This window comes from Rubrivivax sp. A210, from assembly GCF_904426505.1.
GTDB lineage: Bacteria > Pseudomonadota > Gammaproteobacteria > Burkholderiales > Burkholderiaceae_C > Rubrivivax.
This window is the reverse complement of the sequence record NZ_CAJGBN010000067.1, coordinates 178,377-193,831: the sequence shown is the minus strand read 5'-3', so window position 1 is coordinate 193,831 and position 15,455 is coordinate 178,377. Positions and strand designations below refer to the sequence as shown.

Sequence of the window (15,455 nt, the reverse complement as noted above, 5' to 3'; positions counted from 1 at the left end):
CCGCCATGCCCGGGAATCCGCTGCTGCAAGACTGGACCGCCCCCCACGGCCTGCCGCCCTACGCGGCGCTGCGTGCCGAGCACTTTGAGGCGGCGCTGCAGGAGGCCATGCGCCGCCACCGCGACGAGCTGGCGGCCATTGCCAACCAGGCCGCGCCGGCGGGATTTGCCAACACTGTGGCCGCCTTCGACCGCGGCGGCGCACTGCTCGAGCGCGTGGCCGCGGTCTTCTACAACCTCACGGCCTCGGCCACCAGCCCCGAGCTGCAGGCGGTGCAGCGGGCCATGGCCGGGCCGATGGCGGCCCACCACAGCGCCGTCTACAACGACATGGCGCTGTTCGCGCGCATCGCCGATCTGCACGCGCGCCGCGACGCCCTGGGCCTGGACGCCGAGGCGCAGCGCATGCTGGACCGCGTGTACCTGGACTTCGTGCGTGCCGGTGCCCGCCTCGCGCCTGCGGCGCGCGAGCGCATGGCGCAGCTGATGGAAGAGCTGGCGCGGCTGATGACGCGCTTTGCCCAGAACGTGCTGCAGGCCGAATCGGCATGGACGCTGGCGCTGGCCGCCGAAGCCGATCTCGCCGGCCTGCCCGACTTCGTGCGCGCCAGCGCCCGCCAGGCCGCCGCCGACCGCGGCCTGGCCGGCCATGTGGTGACGCTGTCGCGCTCGCTCATCGTGCCCTTCCTGAGTTACTCGACGCGGCGTGACCTGCGCGAGCAGGCCTGGCGCGCCTGGACCAGCCGCGGCGAACACGCCGGCGCCCAGGACAACCGCGAGATCGCCCGCGACATCCTGCGCCTGCGCCGCGAGCAGGCGGCGCTGCACGGCCACGCCTGCTATGCCGACTACGCGCTGGAAGACACCATGGCCGGCACGCGCGGCGCGGTGCAGCAGCTGCTGGATGAGGTGTGGCCGCGGGCACTGGCGGCGGTGGCGCGCGAGGAGCAGGCGCTGCGCGAGCAGATGCGCGCCGAGGGTGAAGGCGCAACGTCCATCGAGCCCTGGGACTGGCGCTTCTGGGCCGAGAAGGTGAGGCGCGAGCGCTACGCCCTCGACGACGCCGAGGTCAAGCCGTATTTCCCGCTCGAGCGCGTGGTCGAGGCCGCCTTCGACTGCGCAGGCCGACTCTTCGGCCTGAGCTTCGCGCACCGCGCCGACCTGCCGGTCTACCACCCCGACGTCAAGGCCTACGAGGTGAGCGAGAACGGGCGCCTGATCGGCGTTTTCCTGCAGGACAACTACGCCCGCCCCAACAAGCGCAGCGGTGCCTGGATGAGCGCGCTGCGCTGGCAGCACCGCAACCCGGCCCAGGCCGGTGCCGCGGGCCAGCTGCCGGTGATCCTGAACAACAACAATTTCGCCAAGGGCGGGCCAGAGGCGCCCACGCTGCTGTCGCTGGACGACGCGCGCACGCTGTTCCACGAGTTTGGCCATGGCCTGCATGGGCTGTTGTCCAACGTCACCTATGGGCGGCTCTCGGGCACGCAGGTGCTGCGCGATTTCGTCGAGTTGCCCAGCCAGCTCTTCGAGCACTGGATCACCGAGCCCGAGGTGCTGCGCCGCCATGCCCGCCATTGCCACACGGGCGAGCCCATCCCCGACGAACTGATCGCGCGCCTGCAGCGTGCGCGCCAGTTCAACCAGGGCTACGAGACCGTGCGCTACTGCGCCAGCGCCATCGTCGACCTCGCCGTACACGCACTGCCCGACGCCGAGCCGCCGGCCGACCTCTGCGCCTTCGAGTCCGAGCTGCTGCGCGAGCAGGGCCTGCCGCCGGGCGTGGGGCTCAACCACCGGCTGGTGCATTTCCAGCACCTCTTCAGCAGCGCCGGCTATGCCGCCGGCTACTACGTCTACCTCTGGGCCGAGGTGCTGGATGCCGACGGCTACGACGCCTTCGTCGAGGCCGGCAGCCCCTTCGATGCGGCCACGGCCGCGCGCCTGCGACGCCATGTCTACGGCGCTGGCAACAGCGCCGAGCCGCGCGCCGCCTATGCCGCCTTCCGTGGCCGCGCCGCCACCGTACAGCCGCTGCTCAGGAAGCGCGGCCTGCTGGCCGAGCCGGCCTGATCACATCGGCTTGAAGCGCCAGGCCCAGGCCTGGCTCACCTGCAGCTTCTCGGGGTGCTGCTTGAGGTGCAGGGTGATGCGGCCCAGTTCATCGCGCTGCGCGCGTGCGATAGCGGCGGCGCGCACGACGACGCCACGGTGTACCTGCCAGAAGGCCTCGGGGTCGAGGCCGTCGGCAATCTCGCGCAGCGGCTTGCGCACATGGGCCTCGTCGACAGCGGTGACGACGCGGGTGTACTTCTCGTCGCTCTGGAAGAACAGCACCTCGTCGATGCTGAACATCTTGATCGTGTCGCCCACGCTGGCGCTCAGCCAGCGCAGGCGCGGCGCCGCCTCATCGCGTGGCCCGCGCGGCTGCAGGCGCTGCGACAGGCGGCCCACAAGTTCATCGAGGTCGGGCGCCGCGCCGTTGCCGGCCAGGCGCTCGCGCAGCCGCGCCACCGTCTGCGCCAGGCGGGCTGCGGCGATGGGCTTGAGCAGGTAGTCCACCGCGCCGGCCTCGAAGGCGGCCACGGCGTGGCTGTCATAGGCGGTGGTGAAGACGGTGTGGCAGCGCCCGCTGGCGGCGCGTGCCACCTCAAGGCCGCTCGCGCCCGGCATGCGGATGTCGAGGAAGGCGATGTCGGGCTGCAGTGCCTGGATGGCCTCCACGGCGGCCGGGCCGTGCTCGCATTCGGCCACGATCTGCAAGCCCGGCCAGGCCTGCGCCAGCATGCGGCGCAGGTCGGCACGCGGCAGGTCTTCATCGTCGGCAATGAGGGCGGTCGGGACGGTGGGTGGCTTCGCGTTCATGCATCACTCCAGCGGCAGGCTCAGCGTGGCCTCGACCCCGCCCGCGGCCCCGGCCTTCAAGGCCAGGCCGGCGCGGCCCTGGTACATCTGCTGCAGGCGCTCGCGGATATTGGCCAGGCCCAGGCCGCTGCCGCCGGCCGAGGCGCCGAAGCCGGCGCCATTGTCGGCCACCGTCACCGCCAGCCGGCCGTCGACGGCAAGGCGCGCCGCCACCGTGATGCGCACCGGGCCCATCTTGGGTTCAGCGCCGTGTTTGACGGCGTTTTCGGCCAGCGAGATCAGCATCAGCGGCGGAAATGGTGCCGCCAGCAGCTCGGGCGGCGCGGCAATCTCGTAGCTCAGGCGCGGCATGCGCGAGGCCATCAGGCCCAGGTAGGCGCGCACGATCTCGATCTGGTCGCCCAGCGTGGCCTGGGCGCCGCCGTCGGCGCGCAGGCGCGGGATGGCGGCGCGCAGATAGTCGACCAGGCGGTCGACCATCTCGCTGGCGCGCTGCGGATCGCTGGTGATGGCGCTGCGCACGCCGGCCAGGGTGTTGAACAGGAAGTGCGGCTCCACCTGGGCCGCCAGCACCGACAGGCGCAGCTCGGCCTCGCGCCGCGAGGCCAGCGCCTGCTGCAGCGCACGCGCCTGCGCCAGGGCGGCCAGGCCCGCCTGCTCGCGCCGCCAGCCCCACAGCGCAAAGCCGCCGGCCAGGGCGAAGCTGAGGAAGACGCTGGTCAGCGTGTTCATGATCTTCACCTCGGGCGGCAGCGGGCCGGGCTCGGCCAGGGGCGGCGGTGGGGGCTCGCCCGGGCGGCTGATCATCATGCCGACCGAAAGCATGATGCGCTTGCGCTGCCCCTTCTCGTCGACCTGGCCGGTGGCCTGGGCGATGGCCTGCTTGACGGGCTCGGCCAGCATGGCATGGAAGACCAGCATGGTCATGATGACGCCGGCCACCACGGCCACCAGGGCCAGCCACTCGCGCCGCGCCGGCCAGCCACGCCGCCGCACCAGCCAGCCCAGCCAGGGGCCCAGCAGCAGCGGCAGCGCCAGCTGCACCGAGATATGGACGATGCCGCCCCAGGGCAGGTCTTCGCCCTCTTTCAGCAGCAGCGGCCCGCCGGTGGACAGCAGGGCCATCGCCAGCATGCTGCCCAGCACGCGCTGGCGTCCGCTCACCCACGGCCGGCTGAACACCGGGTAGGCGCGGTAGCGCGTGAACCAGCCTTGGCTGCTGCCGACGATCTCGGCCGGCAAGGGGGTGTCGAGATCGGCGGGGGCTGGGGCGGGTACAACGGCGGGTGCGGCGGCGGTCATGGACAACAGCCTAGCGCCTGCCGCGGCCGCCCGCAGCCGCCTGCGACGAGTGCCGCGCGCCGCGGCGCCAAGCGGGTCGGTCCGGGGACGAAGCCCGGCGCCCTTGGGTTAACCTCGTCGCCGATCAAGGAGACCGCCATGTTCGATACCGCCATCGCCGGCAGCCTGCCCAAGCCTTCCTGGCTGGCCGAGACCGAAAAGCTCTGGCCGCAATGGCGCAGCAGCGGGCCCGAGTTGAACCAGGCCAAGCTCGATGCCACGCTGGTGTGGATCAAGGCCCAGGAAGACGCCGGGCTCACCGTCATCGGCGACGGTGAGCAGAGCCGCCAGCATTTCGTCCACGGCTTCCTCGAGCAGGTCGAGGGCATCGACTTCGAGCACAAGGTCGAGATGGGCATACGCAACGACCGCTACAAGGCCATGGTGCCCCAGGTCGTGGCGCCGCTGCGCCTCAAGGGCCGCGTGCATGAGGCCGAGGCGCGCTTCCTGCGCGCCCATACGCAACGCCGCACCAAGTTCACGCTGCCCGGGCCCATGACCATCGTCGACACCGTGGCCGACCGTCATTACGGCGACCGCGTCGCAATGGCCCATGCCTTTGCCGAGTTGCTCAACCAGGAGGCGCTGGCGCTGCAGGCTGACGGCATCGACGTCGTGCAGTTCGACGAGCCGGCCTTCAATGTCTACCTCGACGAGGCCGCCAGCTGGGGCGTGCAGGCGCTGGAACGCGCGGCGCGCGGCCTTACGTGTACGACAGCCGTCCACATCTGCTACGGCTACGGCATCAAGGCCAATCTCGACTGGAAGCAGACTCTGGGCGAGGAGTGGCGCCAGTACGAGAAGGTGTTTCCAGCGCTGGCTGCGAGCAGCATCCAGCAGGTCAGCCTGGAGTGCATCCACTCGCATGTGCCGCCCGAGTTGATGGCGCTTTTGGCCGGCAAGGATGTGATGGTGGGCGTGATCGACGTCGCCAGCGACGCGATAGAGACGGCCGAGGAAGTGGCCGACACCATCGCCCGCGCGCTGCAGTTCGTGCCGCGCCACCGCCTCATCGCGTGTACCAACTGCGGCCTGGCGCCCATGAGCCGGGCCGTGGCCGAGGCCAAGCTGCGCGCGCTGGCCGCCGGGGCGGCCTTGGCGCGGCAGCGTCTGGGTACCTCTTAGGCGAAACGCTTGGCGGCTTCGGCCACGCGCTGGCCGAAGGCCTTGGCGGTGGCGATGTCGCCCGGCACCATTTCGTCGGCCGAGGCGTCCGAGGGGGTGGAGGTCATCAGGCCCGACGACGAGGCGACGTAGTTGATGTCGTTGCGCGTGGCAGCCTTGCTGTTGCTGGGCATCATGCCGGTGCCGACCCAGTACATGCTGTGCTGCTGGCTCAGCGTGAACAGGTAGTGCAGGGTCGACAGCTTGTCGCCGTTCATGCTGGCCGAATTGGTGAAGGCGGCGGCGAGCTTGTTCTTCCACTGCTGGCCGTACCAGGGCTTGCTGGAGGCGTCGGCGAACTTCTTGAACTGCCAGCTCACGCTGCCCATGTAGGTGGGGCTGCCGAAGACGATGGCGTTGGCCGCGGCCAGCTGCTCCCAGCCGCCTTCGGGCAGGTTGCCTTCGGCGTCGATGGCCAGCAGCGTGCCGCCGCTGCCTTCGGCCACGGCCTCGGCAACCTTCTTGGTGTGGCCGTAGCCGCTGTGGTAGACGATGACGATCTTGCTCATGGGGACTCCTGGGTGGGTCGGGTGGGGGAAAGAATCGGGTTCAGGCGGCGAGGTCGAAGACCAGCACTTCGGCGTCCTTGCCGCCGGCCAGCTGCAGGTGCTCTTCACCGGCCAGCGTGGCGGCATCGCCGGCGGCGAGAAGCTTGCCGTTGAGCTGCACGCTGCCGCGGGCGACAAAGACATAGGCCAGGCGCTGCGGTGCCAGCGCCAGCTCGGCGCTCTCGCCGCCGTCGAAGAGGCCGGCGCGCAGGCTTGCATCGGCATGGATCGTCACCGCGCCCTCGGCGCCATCGGGCGCGGCCACCAGGGCCAGGCGACCGCGCTTGGCGGCCTCGTCGAAGCGCTTCTGCTCGTAGCCGGGGGCGATGCCGCGCCGGCTGGGCATGATCCAGATCTGCAGGAAGTGGGTGGCGCCGTCCTTGGCGTGGTTGAACTCGCTGTGCATCACGCCGGTGCCGGCGCTCATGCGCTGCACATCGCCGGGCAGGATCACGCCGCTGTGGCCGCCATTGACGCCGCCGGCCGCGCCATTGCCCATGCTGTCGCGGTGGGCCAGCGCGCCATCGAGCACATAGCTGACGATCTCCATGTCGCGGTGGCCGTGGGTGCCGAAGCCGGTGCCGGGGGCGATGCGGTCTTCGTTGATGACGCGCAGATTGCCCACGCCCATATGGGCCGGGTCGTGGTAATCGGCGAAGGAGAAGCTGTGAAAACTCTTCAACCAGCCGTGGTCGGCATAACCGCGTTCGACAGACTTGCGCAGCGTGATCATTGGGGGGCTCCTGGCATGGCGGCCAGTCTAGGAGCCGGGCCCGGGCGCGGGGGCGGGCGCTGTTGAAGGGCGGATTCAAATAAGATGAACCCATGCCCAAGGCCCGCCAATCCCTCACCCCCGACGCCCTGGCGATGATGGACGCCATCGCCCGCACCGGCAGCTTTGCCGCGGCGGCGCGCGAACTCGGCAAGGTGCCGTCGGCCCTCACCTACAGCGTGCGCCAGCTCGAGGACGCGCTCGACGTGCTGCTGTTCGATCGCAGCTCGCGCCAGGCTCAGCTCACCGCCGCCGGCACCGAACTGCTGAGCGAAGGCCGGCGCCTGCTGCAGGAGATGTCGGCGGTGGCCAACCGTGTGCGCCGCGTTGCCCACGGCTGGGAACCGCAGCTGGCCATCGCCGCCGAAGACCTGATCTCGGTGCCGACGCTGTTCGAGCTGGTGCAGGCTTTCTGCGAAATCCGCGAACCCCGCGAGGGCCGCCCCGGCGAGGGCAGCGACGAAGGCCCGGCGACGCGCCTGCGTCTGCGCAGCGAGGTGCTCACCGGCACCTGGGAGGCCCTGGTGTCGGGCCAGGTCGACCTCGCCATCGGCGTCTCGGGCCTGCACCCCAACCCGGGCGGCATCGAGCTGCGCCCGCTGGGGCCTATCGCCTTCGTGTACTGCGTCGCGCCGCACCACCCGCTGGCCGCGCTGGAAGGTCCGCTGACCGACGACGTGCTGGTCCACCACCGTGCCATCGCGGTGGCCGATTCGGCCCAGCGCATGGCGCCGATGACGATCAACCTGCTGCCCGGCCAGGACGTGCTCACGGTATCGAGCATGCGCGCCAAGCTCGAGGCCCTGCTGCGCTGCCTGGGCTGCGGCTATGTGCCCGAGCCGCTGGCACGGCCGCACCTCGAGGCCGGCCACCTGGTGGCCAAGGAGACGGCGCGCGGCGTCCACACCGGCACTTTCCACTACGCCTGGCGGGCCGAGCGCGGGGCCCTGGGCCTGGGCCGCGCGCTGCAGTGGTGGCTGGCCCAGCTGGAAAGCCCGACGACGCGGCGTGCGCTGCTGGAGCGCCATGCCGGCCGGCTGATGTGAGGCCGACTCCGCCGCCGATGGCATCGCCCTACCGTGGCCGCTTTGCGCCTTCGCCCACCGGCCCGCTGCACGCCGGCTCGCTGGTGGCGGCGTTGGCCAGCTGGCTGGATGCGCGCGCCCATGGCGGCGCCTGGCTGGTGCGTATCGAGGATGTCGACAGCCCGCGCTGCCTGGCCGGCATGGACGGCCTGATCCTGGGCCAGCTCGCGGCCTGCGGCCTGCATCCGGACGAGCCGCCCTGCTGGCAGTCGGCGCGCGGCGACGCCTATGCGGCTGCATTGCAGGCCCTGGTCGAGCGCGGCGCCGCCTATCCCTGTGCCTGCTCGCGCAGCAACATCGAGGCCGCCTGGGCAGCGCACGGCATCGCTCATCAGCGCTTTGGCGAGCGCATCTATCCCGGCACCTGCCGCAACGGCCTGCAGGGCCGGCCGGCGCGCGCCTTGCGCCTGCGCGCCGAGGGCGTGGTGGACTGGCACGACCGCCGCCTGGGCGCCCAGCGCCAGGACGTGGGCGCCGAGGTCGGCGACTTCGTGCTCAGGCGCGCCGATGGCCTCTGGGCCTACCAGCTGGCCGTGGTGGTGGACGACGCCGCCCAGGCCATCAGCCATGTCGTGCGCGGCGAGGACCTGGCCGACAACACGGCGCGCCAGATCCTGCTGCAGCGCGCCCTCAACCTGGCCACGCCGGCCTACCTGCACACGCCGCTGGTGTACGCCGCCGACGGCCACAAGCTCAGCAAGCAGAACGGCGCCGAGGCGCTGGACCTTGAGGATCCGCGGGCTGCACTGCAGGCGGCGGGGGCGGTGCTGGGCCTGCCGATGCTGGAGGCGGCAACACAGGCCGAATGGTTGGCGGCGGCGGTGGCGGCCTGGGCTGGCATCATGGCGTCCCTTTCAACCAGGAACTGACATGACGACCCTGCCTTCCGGCCTGCAATACGAAGACACCGTGGCCGGCGACGGCGCCGAGGCCCAAGCCGGCCAGCGCGTGCGCGTGCACTACACCGGCTGGCTCTACGACCCCACGGCCGCCCACTCGCGCGGCCGCAAGTTCGACAGCAGCAAGGACCGCGGCCAGCCCTTTGCCTTCGGCCTCGGCGGCGGCGAAGTCATTCGCGGCTGGGACGAGGGCGTGGCCGGCATGAAGGTGGGCGGCACCCGCGTGCTGACCATTCCGCCCGAGCTGGGCTACGGCGCGCGAGGCGCCGGCGGGGTGATCCCGCCGAACGCGACGCTGGTGTTCGAGGTTGATCTGATCGCGGTCTGACGACTGGCGCACGAAGTCCGTGGGCGCATGGACTTCGCGCGATGCCATGCAGGCCGCCGCCTGGTGCGCGGCCCTTGATAACCGACGTCAGTAATAGTCCTCTTCCCGCTGGTGGCGCACGGCCAGCACGACGACTTTCGACGCGCTGACGATCTCGTACAAGGCGACATATCCCGTGGCGCCGAAAGGGATGATCAATTCGCGCTGTGCAGGGTTCTGGGCCGCCTTGCGAAAGCTGAAGGGCGTGATGGCCAGGCGGTGCTGCGCTGTCGCCCTGACGGCGTCGATCACGGCCTGGGCGTGATCGAGGTCTTCGCGGGTGTCGGCCCGGTCGAGAAGAAAGTCGAAGAGGCGCTCCAGGTCGGCTTCGGCCGTCGGAGACAACTCGACGGCAAAACTCATCGACCGAGCTTGCTGCGCTTGGCGTCAAGCCTGGATTGGAGCCTCTCCAGCACGGTCTCGACCGGCACGGAAACCCCCGTTCGGTGGTAGGCCTCGGATGCCGCTTGCGCACGCGCATGGAATGAGGCCTGGACACGCCTGAAGGCGATGGCGTTGCGCACGCTGGCCTCGACGAAGGCGGTCAGGGTTTCGCCCGGCCTGAGCACGTCCTCGAGCTCGGCGCGCAATTCGGGCTCGACGCGGACCTGGGGTATGACGGCGGACTTCATCGTCGCAGTGTATTGCGTTTGAGTTGCACCCTCTGCAGGGAGGTTTCGCCCCGTGGGCGAGAATGGCCCGCGCCAGCGTTGCAGACTTCGAGCACCACACCCTGAGCATGACCAAGCTGCGCGTCTTCCTCTCGTCCACGGCGCTCGATCTCGCCGAACACCGCCGCATCGCCGACGACACCCTGCTGCGCCTGCAGCAGCAGTCGGTGGTAATGGAGCGCTTCGGCCCGCTGCCCGGCACTCCGGTGGCCGAATGCGAGCGCCTGGCGGCATCGTCCGACCTCGTCGTCTGCATCGTCGCGCACCGCTATGGCTACGAGCCCGACAAGGGTGGCGGCAGCATCACGCGGCGCGAGGTAGAGGCGGCCCTGCGGGCGCGCAAGCCGGTGTACGCCTGGATCGTCGACGACAAGCATCCCTGGACCGAGCCCAAGGAGCAGGACCGGCTGATGCAGCCCGACGTGCAAGCCGACCCCGCCAAGGCGCTCGAGGTCTTCGCCGCCGTGAAGGCGCTGCAGGACTTCAAGGCCTGGCTGCGCAAGGAAGTCGTCGCGGACAGCTTCACCACGCCGGATGAGCTGGGGCGCAAGATCGCCACCACGCTGGCCCACGTCGCTGCGTCGTCCGCGCCCGGCCGACCGTCGGCGCCCAGCGCTCCGCCGCCGGAACTGCGCATCATGCACGCGCTGCAGCCGGCGCCGCACTTCAGCGGGCGCGCCGCGCTGGTGCAGCAGCTCTCGACCTGGGCCGACGACACCGCCTCGCCCGACCGCATCCAGGCCCTGGTGGCCGTGGGCGGCACCGGCAAGACCGCGGTCGCTGAACAGGTGGTCGCAGGCCTGGAGCAACGCTGGCCACCGCCCGGTGCCGGCAGCGTGCTGGTGTGGTCGTTCTACGAGAAGCCCGAGGCCGACGCCTTCGTGCGCGAATGTGCCCAGCTTTTCCTCGGCGAGCCCGAGGGCGCGCCCGCCGGCGGCCGGCTCGAGCGGCTGCAGCGCGGCCTGCGCGACGGCCGCCCGCACCTGATCGTGCTCGATGGGCTTGAGCGCGTGCAGGCCGAGGCCGGCACGGGCCGCGTGCGGGGTGAGCTGGAAGACCATACGCTGAAGCTGCTGCTGCAGGCCATCGCCGCCGGCCTGGGGCGCACGCGGGCCCTGGTGACGTCGCGCTTTCCGCTCACTGACCTGCGCGACTGGCAGCGCCGCGGCGTCGTCGAGACCCTGCTCGAAGACCTGGATGCCGACGCCGCGCGCCAGGTGCTGCGGGGCTGGCGCGTGGCGGGCAGCGACGCGCAGCTCGACGCCGTGTGCGAGCAGGTGGGCCGGCATGCGCTGTCGGTGGCCGTGATCGGCTCGTACCTGAGCCACTTCGAGGCCGGCCGCATCGAGGCGGCGGCCACGCTGCAGCTGGCCACCATCGCCGGCGATGACCCCAAGGCCGCCAAGCTGGCGCGGGTGCTCGCCTTCTATGCCGAGCGGCTGCCTACTGAGGAGCGCGATCTACTGGCACGGCTCTCGGTCTTTCCGCGTGGCATCACGGTCGAACTGCTGGGCACGCTGGTCGATGCCGGTGGGCAGGTGGCCGGCGTGCTGGTCAACGCCCGGCCGGCGCTCGCGCGGCTGCTGCAGCGGCTGGTCGATCGCGGCCTCGTCTTCCGCTATGCGGCGGCCGACGGCACGCTCAACTGGACGGCCCATCCCTTCGTGCGCGAACGTTTTGCCGCGCTGCTCGGCTGCCCGGCCGCGGCCGTGTTCGACGTGGTGGCCCGGCGCATTGGCCAGGGGCTCGAGGCGCGGCCGGAGAAGAGTCCGGAAGCGCCTGCCATGCTCGACCGCTACGAGCAGCTGATCGAGGCGACGCGGCTGGCCGGGCGGGTCCAGGATTCGTTTGATCTCTACTGGTTCGGTTTGGGGAGCTACTCCCACCTTGGCAAGAAGCTTGGCGAGTTCGCTCGCGGTGATCGCATCTTGCGCGGCTTCCTGCCGGCGTCGGGTGACCCAAAGAGGTTCGGGGAAGGAATGAGTGCGCGGCTCCAGTCGGTTGGCCTGAACGATTTTGCGCTGGTGGCGAACCGACTGGGCCGCCTACGCGAAGCCGCCGACCTATGGCGAGAAGACAATGCCCGCAAGCTCATGCTTAAAGAGCCGGCGGAGACCAGCATCGGCCTGCGGAACGCCTGCGGAGTTGCTCGCGAGGTGGGGTACCTTGGCGACGCGCTTAAGGCGGCGAGCGAAGCATTGGAGCAAGCGGAACAGGCGAAGGATGACTTCGGTCGAATAGGCTCCTTGTCCTGTCGCGCGACCGCTCACCATCACTTGGGCGACATCGCCGCGGCGCGAGCCGATTTCGCTGCGGCCACCGTGCTCGGCGACGAACCGATGCTGTATTCGCTCGACGGCCAGCAGCACGCCCGCCACCACTTGGACCTGGACCAAGCCGATGCCTGCCGGTTGATGGCCGAGGCCGGCATTCGAATTGCGCATGGCGAGGAATGGAATTCCGAGATCCCCGGCTGGCAGGCCCTGTTCGCGCGCCTCGCGCTCGCGCAAGGGCAAGACCCCGGCGGCGCCATTGATGCGATCCGCGCCTGGACCGCCCGCACCGGCGACATGCAATGGATCATCGAAGCCCACCACCTGGCCGCACGCTCGGCGCTCGCCCGCGGTGACCTGGCCGGCGCGCAAGCCGAGGCCGACGACGGCTTGCGCCAGGCGCGCCTTTGCGGCTACCGCCTGCGGCTGATCGAGTTGCTGGTGACGAAGTCCGCCATCGACCTGGCCCGTCCCGACCCCGGCCAGGCCCTCGCCGCCGCGCGCGAGGCGCTGGACCTGGCGACTGCCCCGGAGTGCCGCGACGCCTGGGGCGAAGCCGACGCCGCGCACGCCTGGGGGCTGGCCTTCGAAGCGCTGGGCGAGCGCGAGCACGCGCAGCGCGCGTTCCAGCAAGCCCTGGCGGTGCGCGAGCGCATCGAGCATCCGCAGGCCGAGGCCACACGCGCCGCCTTGAAGCGGGTGGGGTGACAACAGGCCCCGCCTCGCATGCGCGCGGGGCGCGGGAGCGGAGTCAGGATGGCGGGCGTCGCCGAGGAGTCGTGAAGAGTCCGTCAGCCGCTTGCCGCAAGGCCTTCACTTGAAGGCCGGAAGCGGCGTTCAGCCGCGCCACTGTGGTCCCCGGCACGGCCTGCCGCCTAAGGGCCAGCCGAACCGAAGCCAGGCGCCGGCCGCGCAACCAGTGCGCGACCGCGCGCCGCGCCCCATCAGACTGCGCGCGGGCCGGCCGGCTTCTTCGAGAAGCTCTTGCCCGCCGGCTTGAAGGGCTTGGCGCCGAAGGGGCGCGGGCCGAAAGGCTTGCTCGGACGGCCACCCGGCGCGGCCGGGCGCGCCATCGGCTTGGGTTCGACGCGCTTGGGCTCCAGGCCGGCGATGGTGGCCGCCGGGATGCGCTGCGTGGTGTAGCGCTGGATGCGCTGGATCATGCCGCTGTCGCGGCGCTCGGCCAGCGTCACGGCCAGGCCGGCACGCCCGGCGCGGCCGGTGCGGCCGATGCGGTGGACGTAGTCCTCTTCCTTCATCGGCAGGCCGAAGTTGATGACGTGGCTGATGGTGGGCACGTCGATGCCGCGCGCCGCCACATCGGTGGCGACCAGGATCTTCAGCTGCTTGTTGCGCAGGCCCTGCAGCACGCGTGTGCGCCGGCCTTGCGGGTGGCCGCCGTGCAGGCTCGCCACATGGTGGCCCATGTCGGCCAGGCGGTCGGCCAGCCAGTCGGCGTCGCGCTGGGTGCTGGTGAAGACCACCGCCTGCTCCATGTCGCGCTCGGTCAGGATGCTGTCCAGCAACGCGTTCTTGTGCGCGAAGTCATCGGCCCAGTGCAGGCGCTGCTCGATGTCGGCGTGGGCCTGGGTGTGCGAGGCGATGTCGATGCGCTGCGGCTCGCGCAGCAGTTGCTCGGCCAGGCGGCCGACGAAGCCGGCGAAGGTGGCGCTGAACATCAGCGTCTGGCGGCCGGCGGGCGTGGCGGCGGCGATGTGCTGGATGGGCTCGATGAAGCCCATGTCCAGCATGCGGTCGGCCTCGTCGAGCACCAGCACCTCGATGTTGCCGAGCAGGGCCTTGCCCGACTCCATGTGGTCGATCAGGCGGCCGGGGGTGGCGATCAGCACATCGAGCGGGCCGCGCAGCGCCTTCAGCTGCGCGCCATAGGGCACGCCGCCGACGATGGTGGCCACGCGCAGGCCCGGCACATGGCGGCCGTAGTCGGCCGCCGCCTTGGCGACCTGCATCGCCAGTTCGCGGGTGGGCGTCAGCACCAGCACACGCGGGCCGCTGGCGGCCACCGGGCGGCGCGAGCGCGGGGCGCCCTGGTCCTGCGGTGCGGCCTGGGTGCGCTGCTGCTCGCGCGAGGCCAGCACGCGCATCAGCGCCGGCAGCACGAAGCTGGCGGTCTTGCCGCTGCCGGTGCTGCTGCTGACCATCAGGTCGGCGCCGGCCAGCGCGGCCGGGATGGCGCGCAGCTGCACTTCGGTGGCCTGGGTGTAGCCGGCGTCGGCCACGGCGCGGTTGAGGCAGGCGTGCAGGCCCAGATTGTCGAAACTCATCGTCGTTCTCGCTCTCATTCGATACTTCGGCGCGCACAGGAGCGCACCGGCGGCGCCGTGGTCAACAGGAATGACCATGGCCACCGACTGGTGGAGTCGCATCAATACGCTGGCCGCCGCTGCAGGACGCAGCGCGGATGTCGGATCATGGCGACGGCATCGCCGCCGACCCGAAAAATGCGGCACCGAAGAACCGGCGCGGCGAAGGTCGAAGGGGATGAACGAATGGCCTCAAGGTGCAGGCCAGCCGACGATTCTATGTCGATTCGGGTTTTTACGGGTGAGTTTCTTGGATGCGGTGTTCGAGCGCCATCCACACCGGCTCCAGGTGGCCCGGCAGGTCGGGCAGGCTGCCCAGTTCAATTCGGCTTTCTTCCGGCGAATGGAAGTCGCTGCCGCGCGAGGCCAGCAGGCCGAATTCGCGTGCCGTCTCGCCATAGCGCGCCTGCTCGGCGGCGCTGTGGCTGCCCGTCATCACCTCGACGCCACGGCCGCCGTGGCCGATGAACTCGGTGAAGAGGGCGTATTCCTCGATGGGTGTGTAGCGGTAGCGCGCCGGGTGGGCGATGACGGCGATGCCGCCGGCCTCGCGTATCCAGCGCACCGCATCGCCCAGGCGGGCCCACTGGTGCGGCACATAGCCGGGCTTGCCCTCGGTGAGGTAGCGGCGGAACACGGCATAGGTGTCTTCGCACACGCCGCTTTCGACGAGGAAGCGAGCGAAGTGGGTGCGCGAAATCAGCTCGGGGTTGCCGACGTAGCGCAGCGCGCCCTCGAAGGCGTCCTTGATGCCCACCGCGGCCAGGCCGGCGGCCATCTGCTGCGCGCGTTCGCGGCGCCCGCCGCGGGTGGCGGCCAGGCCGGCTATCAAGGCCGGGTCGTCGGGGTCGATGCCGAGGCCGACGATGTGTACCGTGGTGCCGGCGAAGCTGACCGAGATCTCGGTGCCGGCCAGGTAGCGCATGCCCAGGGCCAGCGCGGCGTCGCGGGCGCGGTGCTGGCCGGCGAGTTCGTCGTGGTCGGTCAGCGACCAGAGTTCCACCCCCTGGGCATGGGCCCGTGCCGCCAGCACTTCGGGGCTCAGGGTGCCGTCGGAGACATTGCTGTGGCTGTGGAGGTCGGCGTTGAGCAGGTGCACTGCAGCGATTGTAGGAGGCGGCCTCTTGGGCCGCTCGCCGTCGGGGCT

General features: G+C 70.9%; 14 protein-coding genes and 1 pseudogene. 7 read left to right on the top strand and 8 right to left on the bottom strand.

Annotated elements, in window-relative coordinates; genetic code table 11:
• Positions 1-5: 5 nt before the first annotated feature.
• Positions 6-2,072 (top strand): M3 family metallopeptidase, encoded by a 2,067-nt coding sequence (locus JMV16_RS22060; RefSeq protein WP_201496475.1) that lies wholly within the window; start codon positions 6-8, stop codon positions 2,070-2,072.
• Here the strand turns inward: JMV16_RS22060 and JMV16_RS22055 are convergent, their stop codons facing one another.
• Both JMV16_RS22055 and JMV16_RS22050 read right to left on the bottom strand, forming a co-directional pair.
• On the bottom strand, positions 2,073-2,864 hold the full coding sequence (locus JMV16_RS22055; protein WP_201496474.1) for a LytR/AlgR family response regulator transcription factor: 792 nt from the start codon (positions 2,862-2,864) through the stop codon (positions 2,073-2,075).
• A 3-nt stretch (positions 2,865-2,867) separates the two neighbouring features.
• Positions 2,868-4,166, bottom strand: a complete 1,299-nt coding sequence (locus tag JMV16_RS22050) for a sensor histidine kinase (RefSeq protein ID WP_201496473.1) — start codon at positions 4,164-4,166, stop codon at positions 2,868-2,870.
• 138 nt (positions 4,167-4,304) lie between these two features.
• Between JMV16_RS22050 and JMV16_RS22045 the strand changes: the two genes are divergently transcribed.
• Positions 4,305-5,330 carry a methionine synthase gene (locus tag JMV16_RS22045; protein WP_201496472.1) on the top strand — a complete coding sequence of 342 codons (1,026 nt, stop codon included), beginning with the start codon at positions 4,305-4,307 and terminating at the stop codon, positions 5,328-5,330.
• On the opposite strand, the gene JMV16_RS22040 is transcribed toward JMV16_RS22045, so the two are convergent.
• Both JMV16_RS22040 and JMV16_RS22035 read right to left on the bottom strand, forming a co-directional pair.
• Positions 5,327-5,878, bottom strand: a complete 552-nt coding sequence (locus JMV16_RS22040) for a flavodoxin family protein (RefSeq protein ID WP_201496471.1) — start codon at positions 5,876-5,878, stop codon at positions 5,327-5,329. The genes JMV16_RS22045 and JMV16_RS22040 overlap by 4 nt on opposite strands.
• Before the next feature lie 40 nt (positions 5,879-5,918).
• Entirely contained in the window at positions 5,919-6,650 is a 732-nt protein-coding gene (locus tag JMV16_RS22035) for a pirin family protein (protein WP_201496470.1), read from the bottom strand.
• A 92-nt stretch (positions 6,651-6,742) separates the two neighbouring features.
• Here JMV16_RS22035 and JMV16_RS22030 point away from each other — a divergent pair, with 92 nt between their 5' ends.
• The 3 genes from JMV16_RS22030 to JMV16_RS22020 are packed head-to-tail and all read left to right on the top strand — an operon-like array spanning position 6,743 to position 9,001.
• Positions 6,743-7,735, top strand: a complete 993-nt coding sequence (locus JMV16_RS22030; protein WP_201496469.1) for a LysR family transcriptional regulator — start codon at positions 6,743-6,745, stop codon at positions 7,733-7,735.
• Between the two features lie 17 nt (positions 7,736-7,752).
• Positions 7,753-8,643, top strand: a complete 891-nt coding sequence (gene gluQRS, locus JMV16_RS22025) for a tRNA glutamyl-Q(34) synthetase GluQRS (RefSeq protein ID WP_201496468.1) — start codon at positions 7,753-7,755, stop codon at positions 8,641-8,643.
• 1 nt (position 8,644) lies between these two features.
• A complete protein-coding gene (locus tag JMV16_RS22020) occupies positions 8,645-9,001 on the top strand; it encodes an FKBP-type peptidyl-prolyl cis-trans isomerase (protein WP_201496467.1) in 357 nt (118 codons plus the stop codon).
• An 87-nt stretch (positions 9,002-9,088) separates the two neighbouring features.
• Here JMV16_RS22020 and JMV16_RS22015 read toward each other — a convergent pair whose 3' ends face one another.
• Both JMV16_RS22015 and JMV16_RS22010 read right to left on the bottom strand, forming a co-directional pair.
• Positions 9,089-9,403 (bottom strand): type II toxin-antitoxin system RelE/ParE family toxin, encoded by a 315-nt coding sequence (locus tag JMV16_RS22015; RefSeq protein WP_201496466.1) that lies wholly within the window; start codon positions 9,401-9,403, stop codon positions 9,089-9,091.
• Entirely contained in the window at positions 9,400-9,672 is a 273-nt protein-coding gene (locus tag JMV16_RS22010) for a YlcI/YnfO family protein (RefSeq protein ID WP_201496465.1), read from the bottom strand. Before JMV16_RS22010 ends, JMV16_RS22015 begins: the two co-directional genes overlap by 4 nt.
• A 62-nt stretch (positions 9,673-9,734) precedes the next feature.
• Between JMV16_RS22010 and JMV16_RS24645 the strand changes: the two are divergent.
• Both JMV16_RS24645 and JMV16_RS22005 read left to right on the top strand, forming a co-directional pair.
• Positions 9,735-9,980, top strand: a pseudogene (locus tag JMV16_RS24645) (DUF4062 domain-containing protein); the annotation flags it as partial.
• A gap of 78 nt (positions 9,981-10,058) precedes the next feature.
• Positions 10,059-12,692, top strand: a complete 2,634-nt coding sequence (locus tag JMV16_RS22005; protein ID WP_236580654.1) for a hypothetical protein — start codon at positions 10,059-10,061, stop codon at positions 12,690-12,692.
• Between the two features lie 236 nt (positions 12,693-12,928).
• On the opposite strand, the gene JMV16_RS22000 is transcribed toward JMV16_RS22005, so the two are convergent.
• Both JMV16_RS22000 and JMV16_RS21995 read right to left on the bottom strand, forming a co-directional pair.
• Positions 12,929-14,269 (bottom strand): DEAD/DEAH box helicase, encoded by a 1,341-nt coding sequence (locus tag JMV16_RS22000; RefSeq protein ID WP_201496463.1) that lies wholly within the window; start codon positions 14,267-14,269, stop codon positions 12,929-12,931.
• A 274-nt stretch (positions 14,270-14,543) separates the two neighbouring features.
• Complete coding sequence (locus tag JMV16_RS21995; protein WP_201496462.1) at positions 14,544-15,407, bottom strand: 3',5'-nucleoside bisphosphate phosphatase; 864 nt, start codon at positions 15,405-15,407, stop codon at positions 14,544-14,546.
• Between the last annotated feature and the right edge of the window lie 48 nt (positions 15,408-15,455).

Excerpts from the sequence above, each read along its gene's own strand:
- JMV16_RS22060 (WP_201496475.1), top strand. The coding sequence starts at position 6 with ATGCCCGGGAATCCGCTGCTGCAAGACTGGACCGCCCCCCACGGCCTG.
- JMV16_RS22055 (WP_201496474.1), bottom strand. The coding sequence starts at position 2,864 with ATGAACGCGAAGCCACCCACCGTCCCGACCGCCCTCATTGCCGACGAT.
- JMV16_RS22050 (WP_201496473.1), bottom strand. The coding sequence starts at position 4,166 with ATGACCGCCGCCGCACCCGCCGTTGTACCCGCCCCAGCCCCCGCCGAT.
- JMV16_RS22045 (WP_201496472.1), top strand. The coding sequence starts at position 4,305 with ATGTTCGATACCGCCATCGCCGGCAGCCTGCCCAAGCCTTCCTGGCTG.
- JMV16_RS22040 (WP_201496471.1), bottom strand. The coding sequence starts at position 5,878 with ATGAGCAAGATCGTCATCGTCTACCACAGCGGCTACGGCCACACCAAG.
- JMV16_RS22035 (WP_201496470.1), bottom strand. The coding sequence starts at position 6,650 with ATGATCACGCTGCGCAAGTCTGTCGAACGCGGTTATGCCGACCACGGC.
- JMV16_RS22030 (WP_201496469.1), top strand. The coding sequence starts at position 6,743 with ATGCCCAAGGCCCGCCAATCCCTCACCCCCGACGCCCTGGCGATGATG.
- gluQRS (WP_201496468.1), top strand. The coding sequence starts at position 7,753 with ATGGCATCGCCCTACCGTGGCCGCTTTGCGCCTTCGCCCACCGGCCCG.
- JMV16_RS22020 (WP_201496467.1), top strand. The coding sequence starts at position 8,645 with ATGACGACCCTGCCTTCCGGCCTGCAATACGAAGACACCGTGGCCGGC.
- JMV16_RS22015 (WP_201496466.1), bottom strand. The coding sequence starts at position 9,403 with ATGAGTTTTGCCGTCGAGTTGTCTCCGACGGCCGAAGCCGACCTGGAG.
- JMV16_RS22010 (WP_201496465.1), bottom strand. The coding sequence starts at position 9,672 with ATGAAGTCCGCCGTCATACCCCAGGTCCGCGTCGAGCCCGAATTGCGC.
- JMV16_RS22000 (WP_201496463.1), bottom strand. The coding sequence starts at position 14,269 with ATGAGTTTCGACAATCTGGGCCTGCACGCCTGCCTCAACCGCGCCGTG.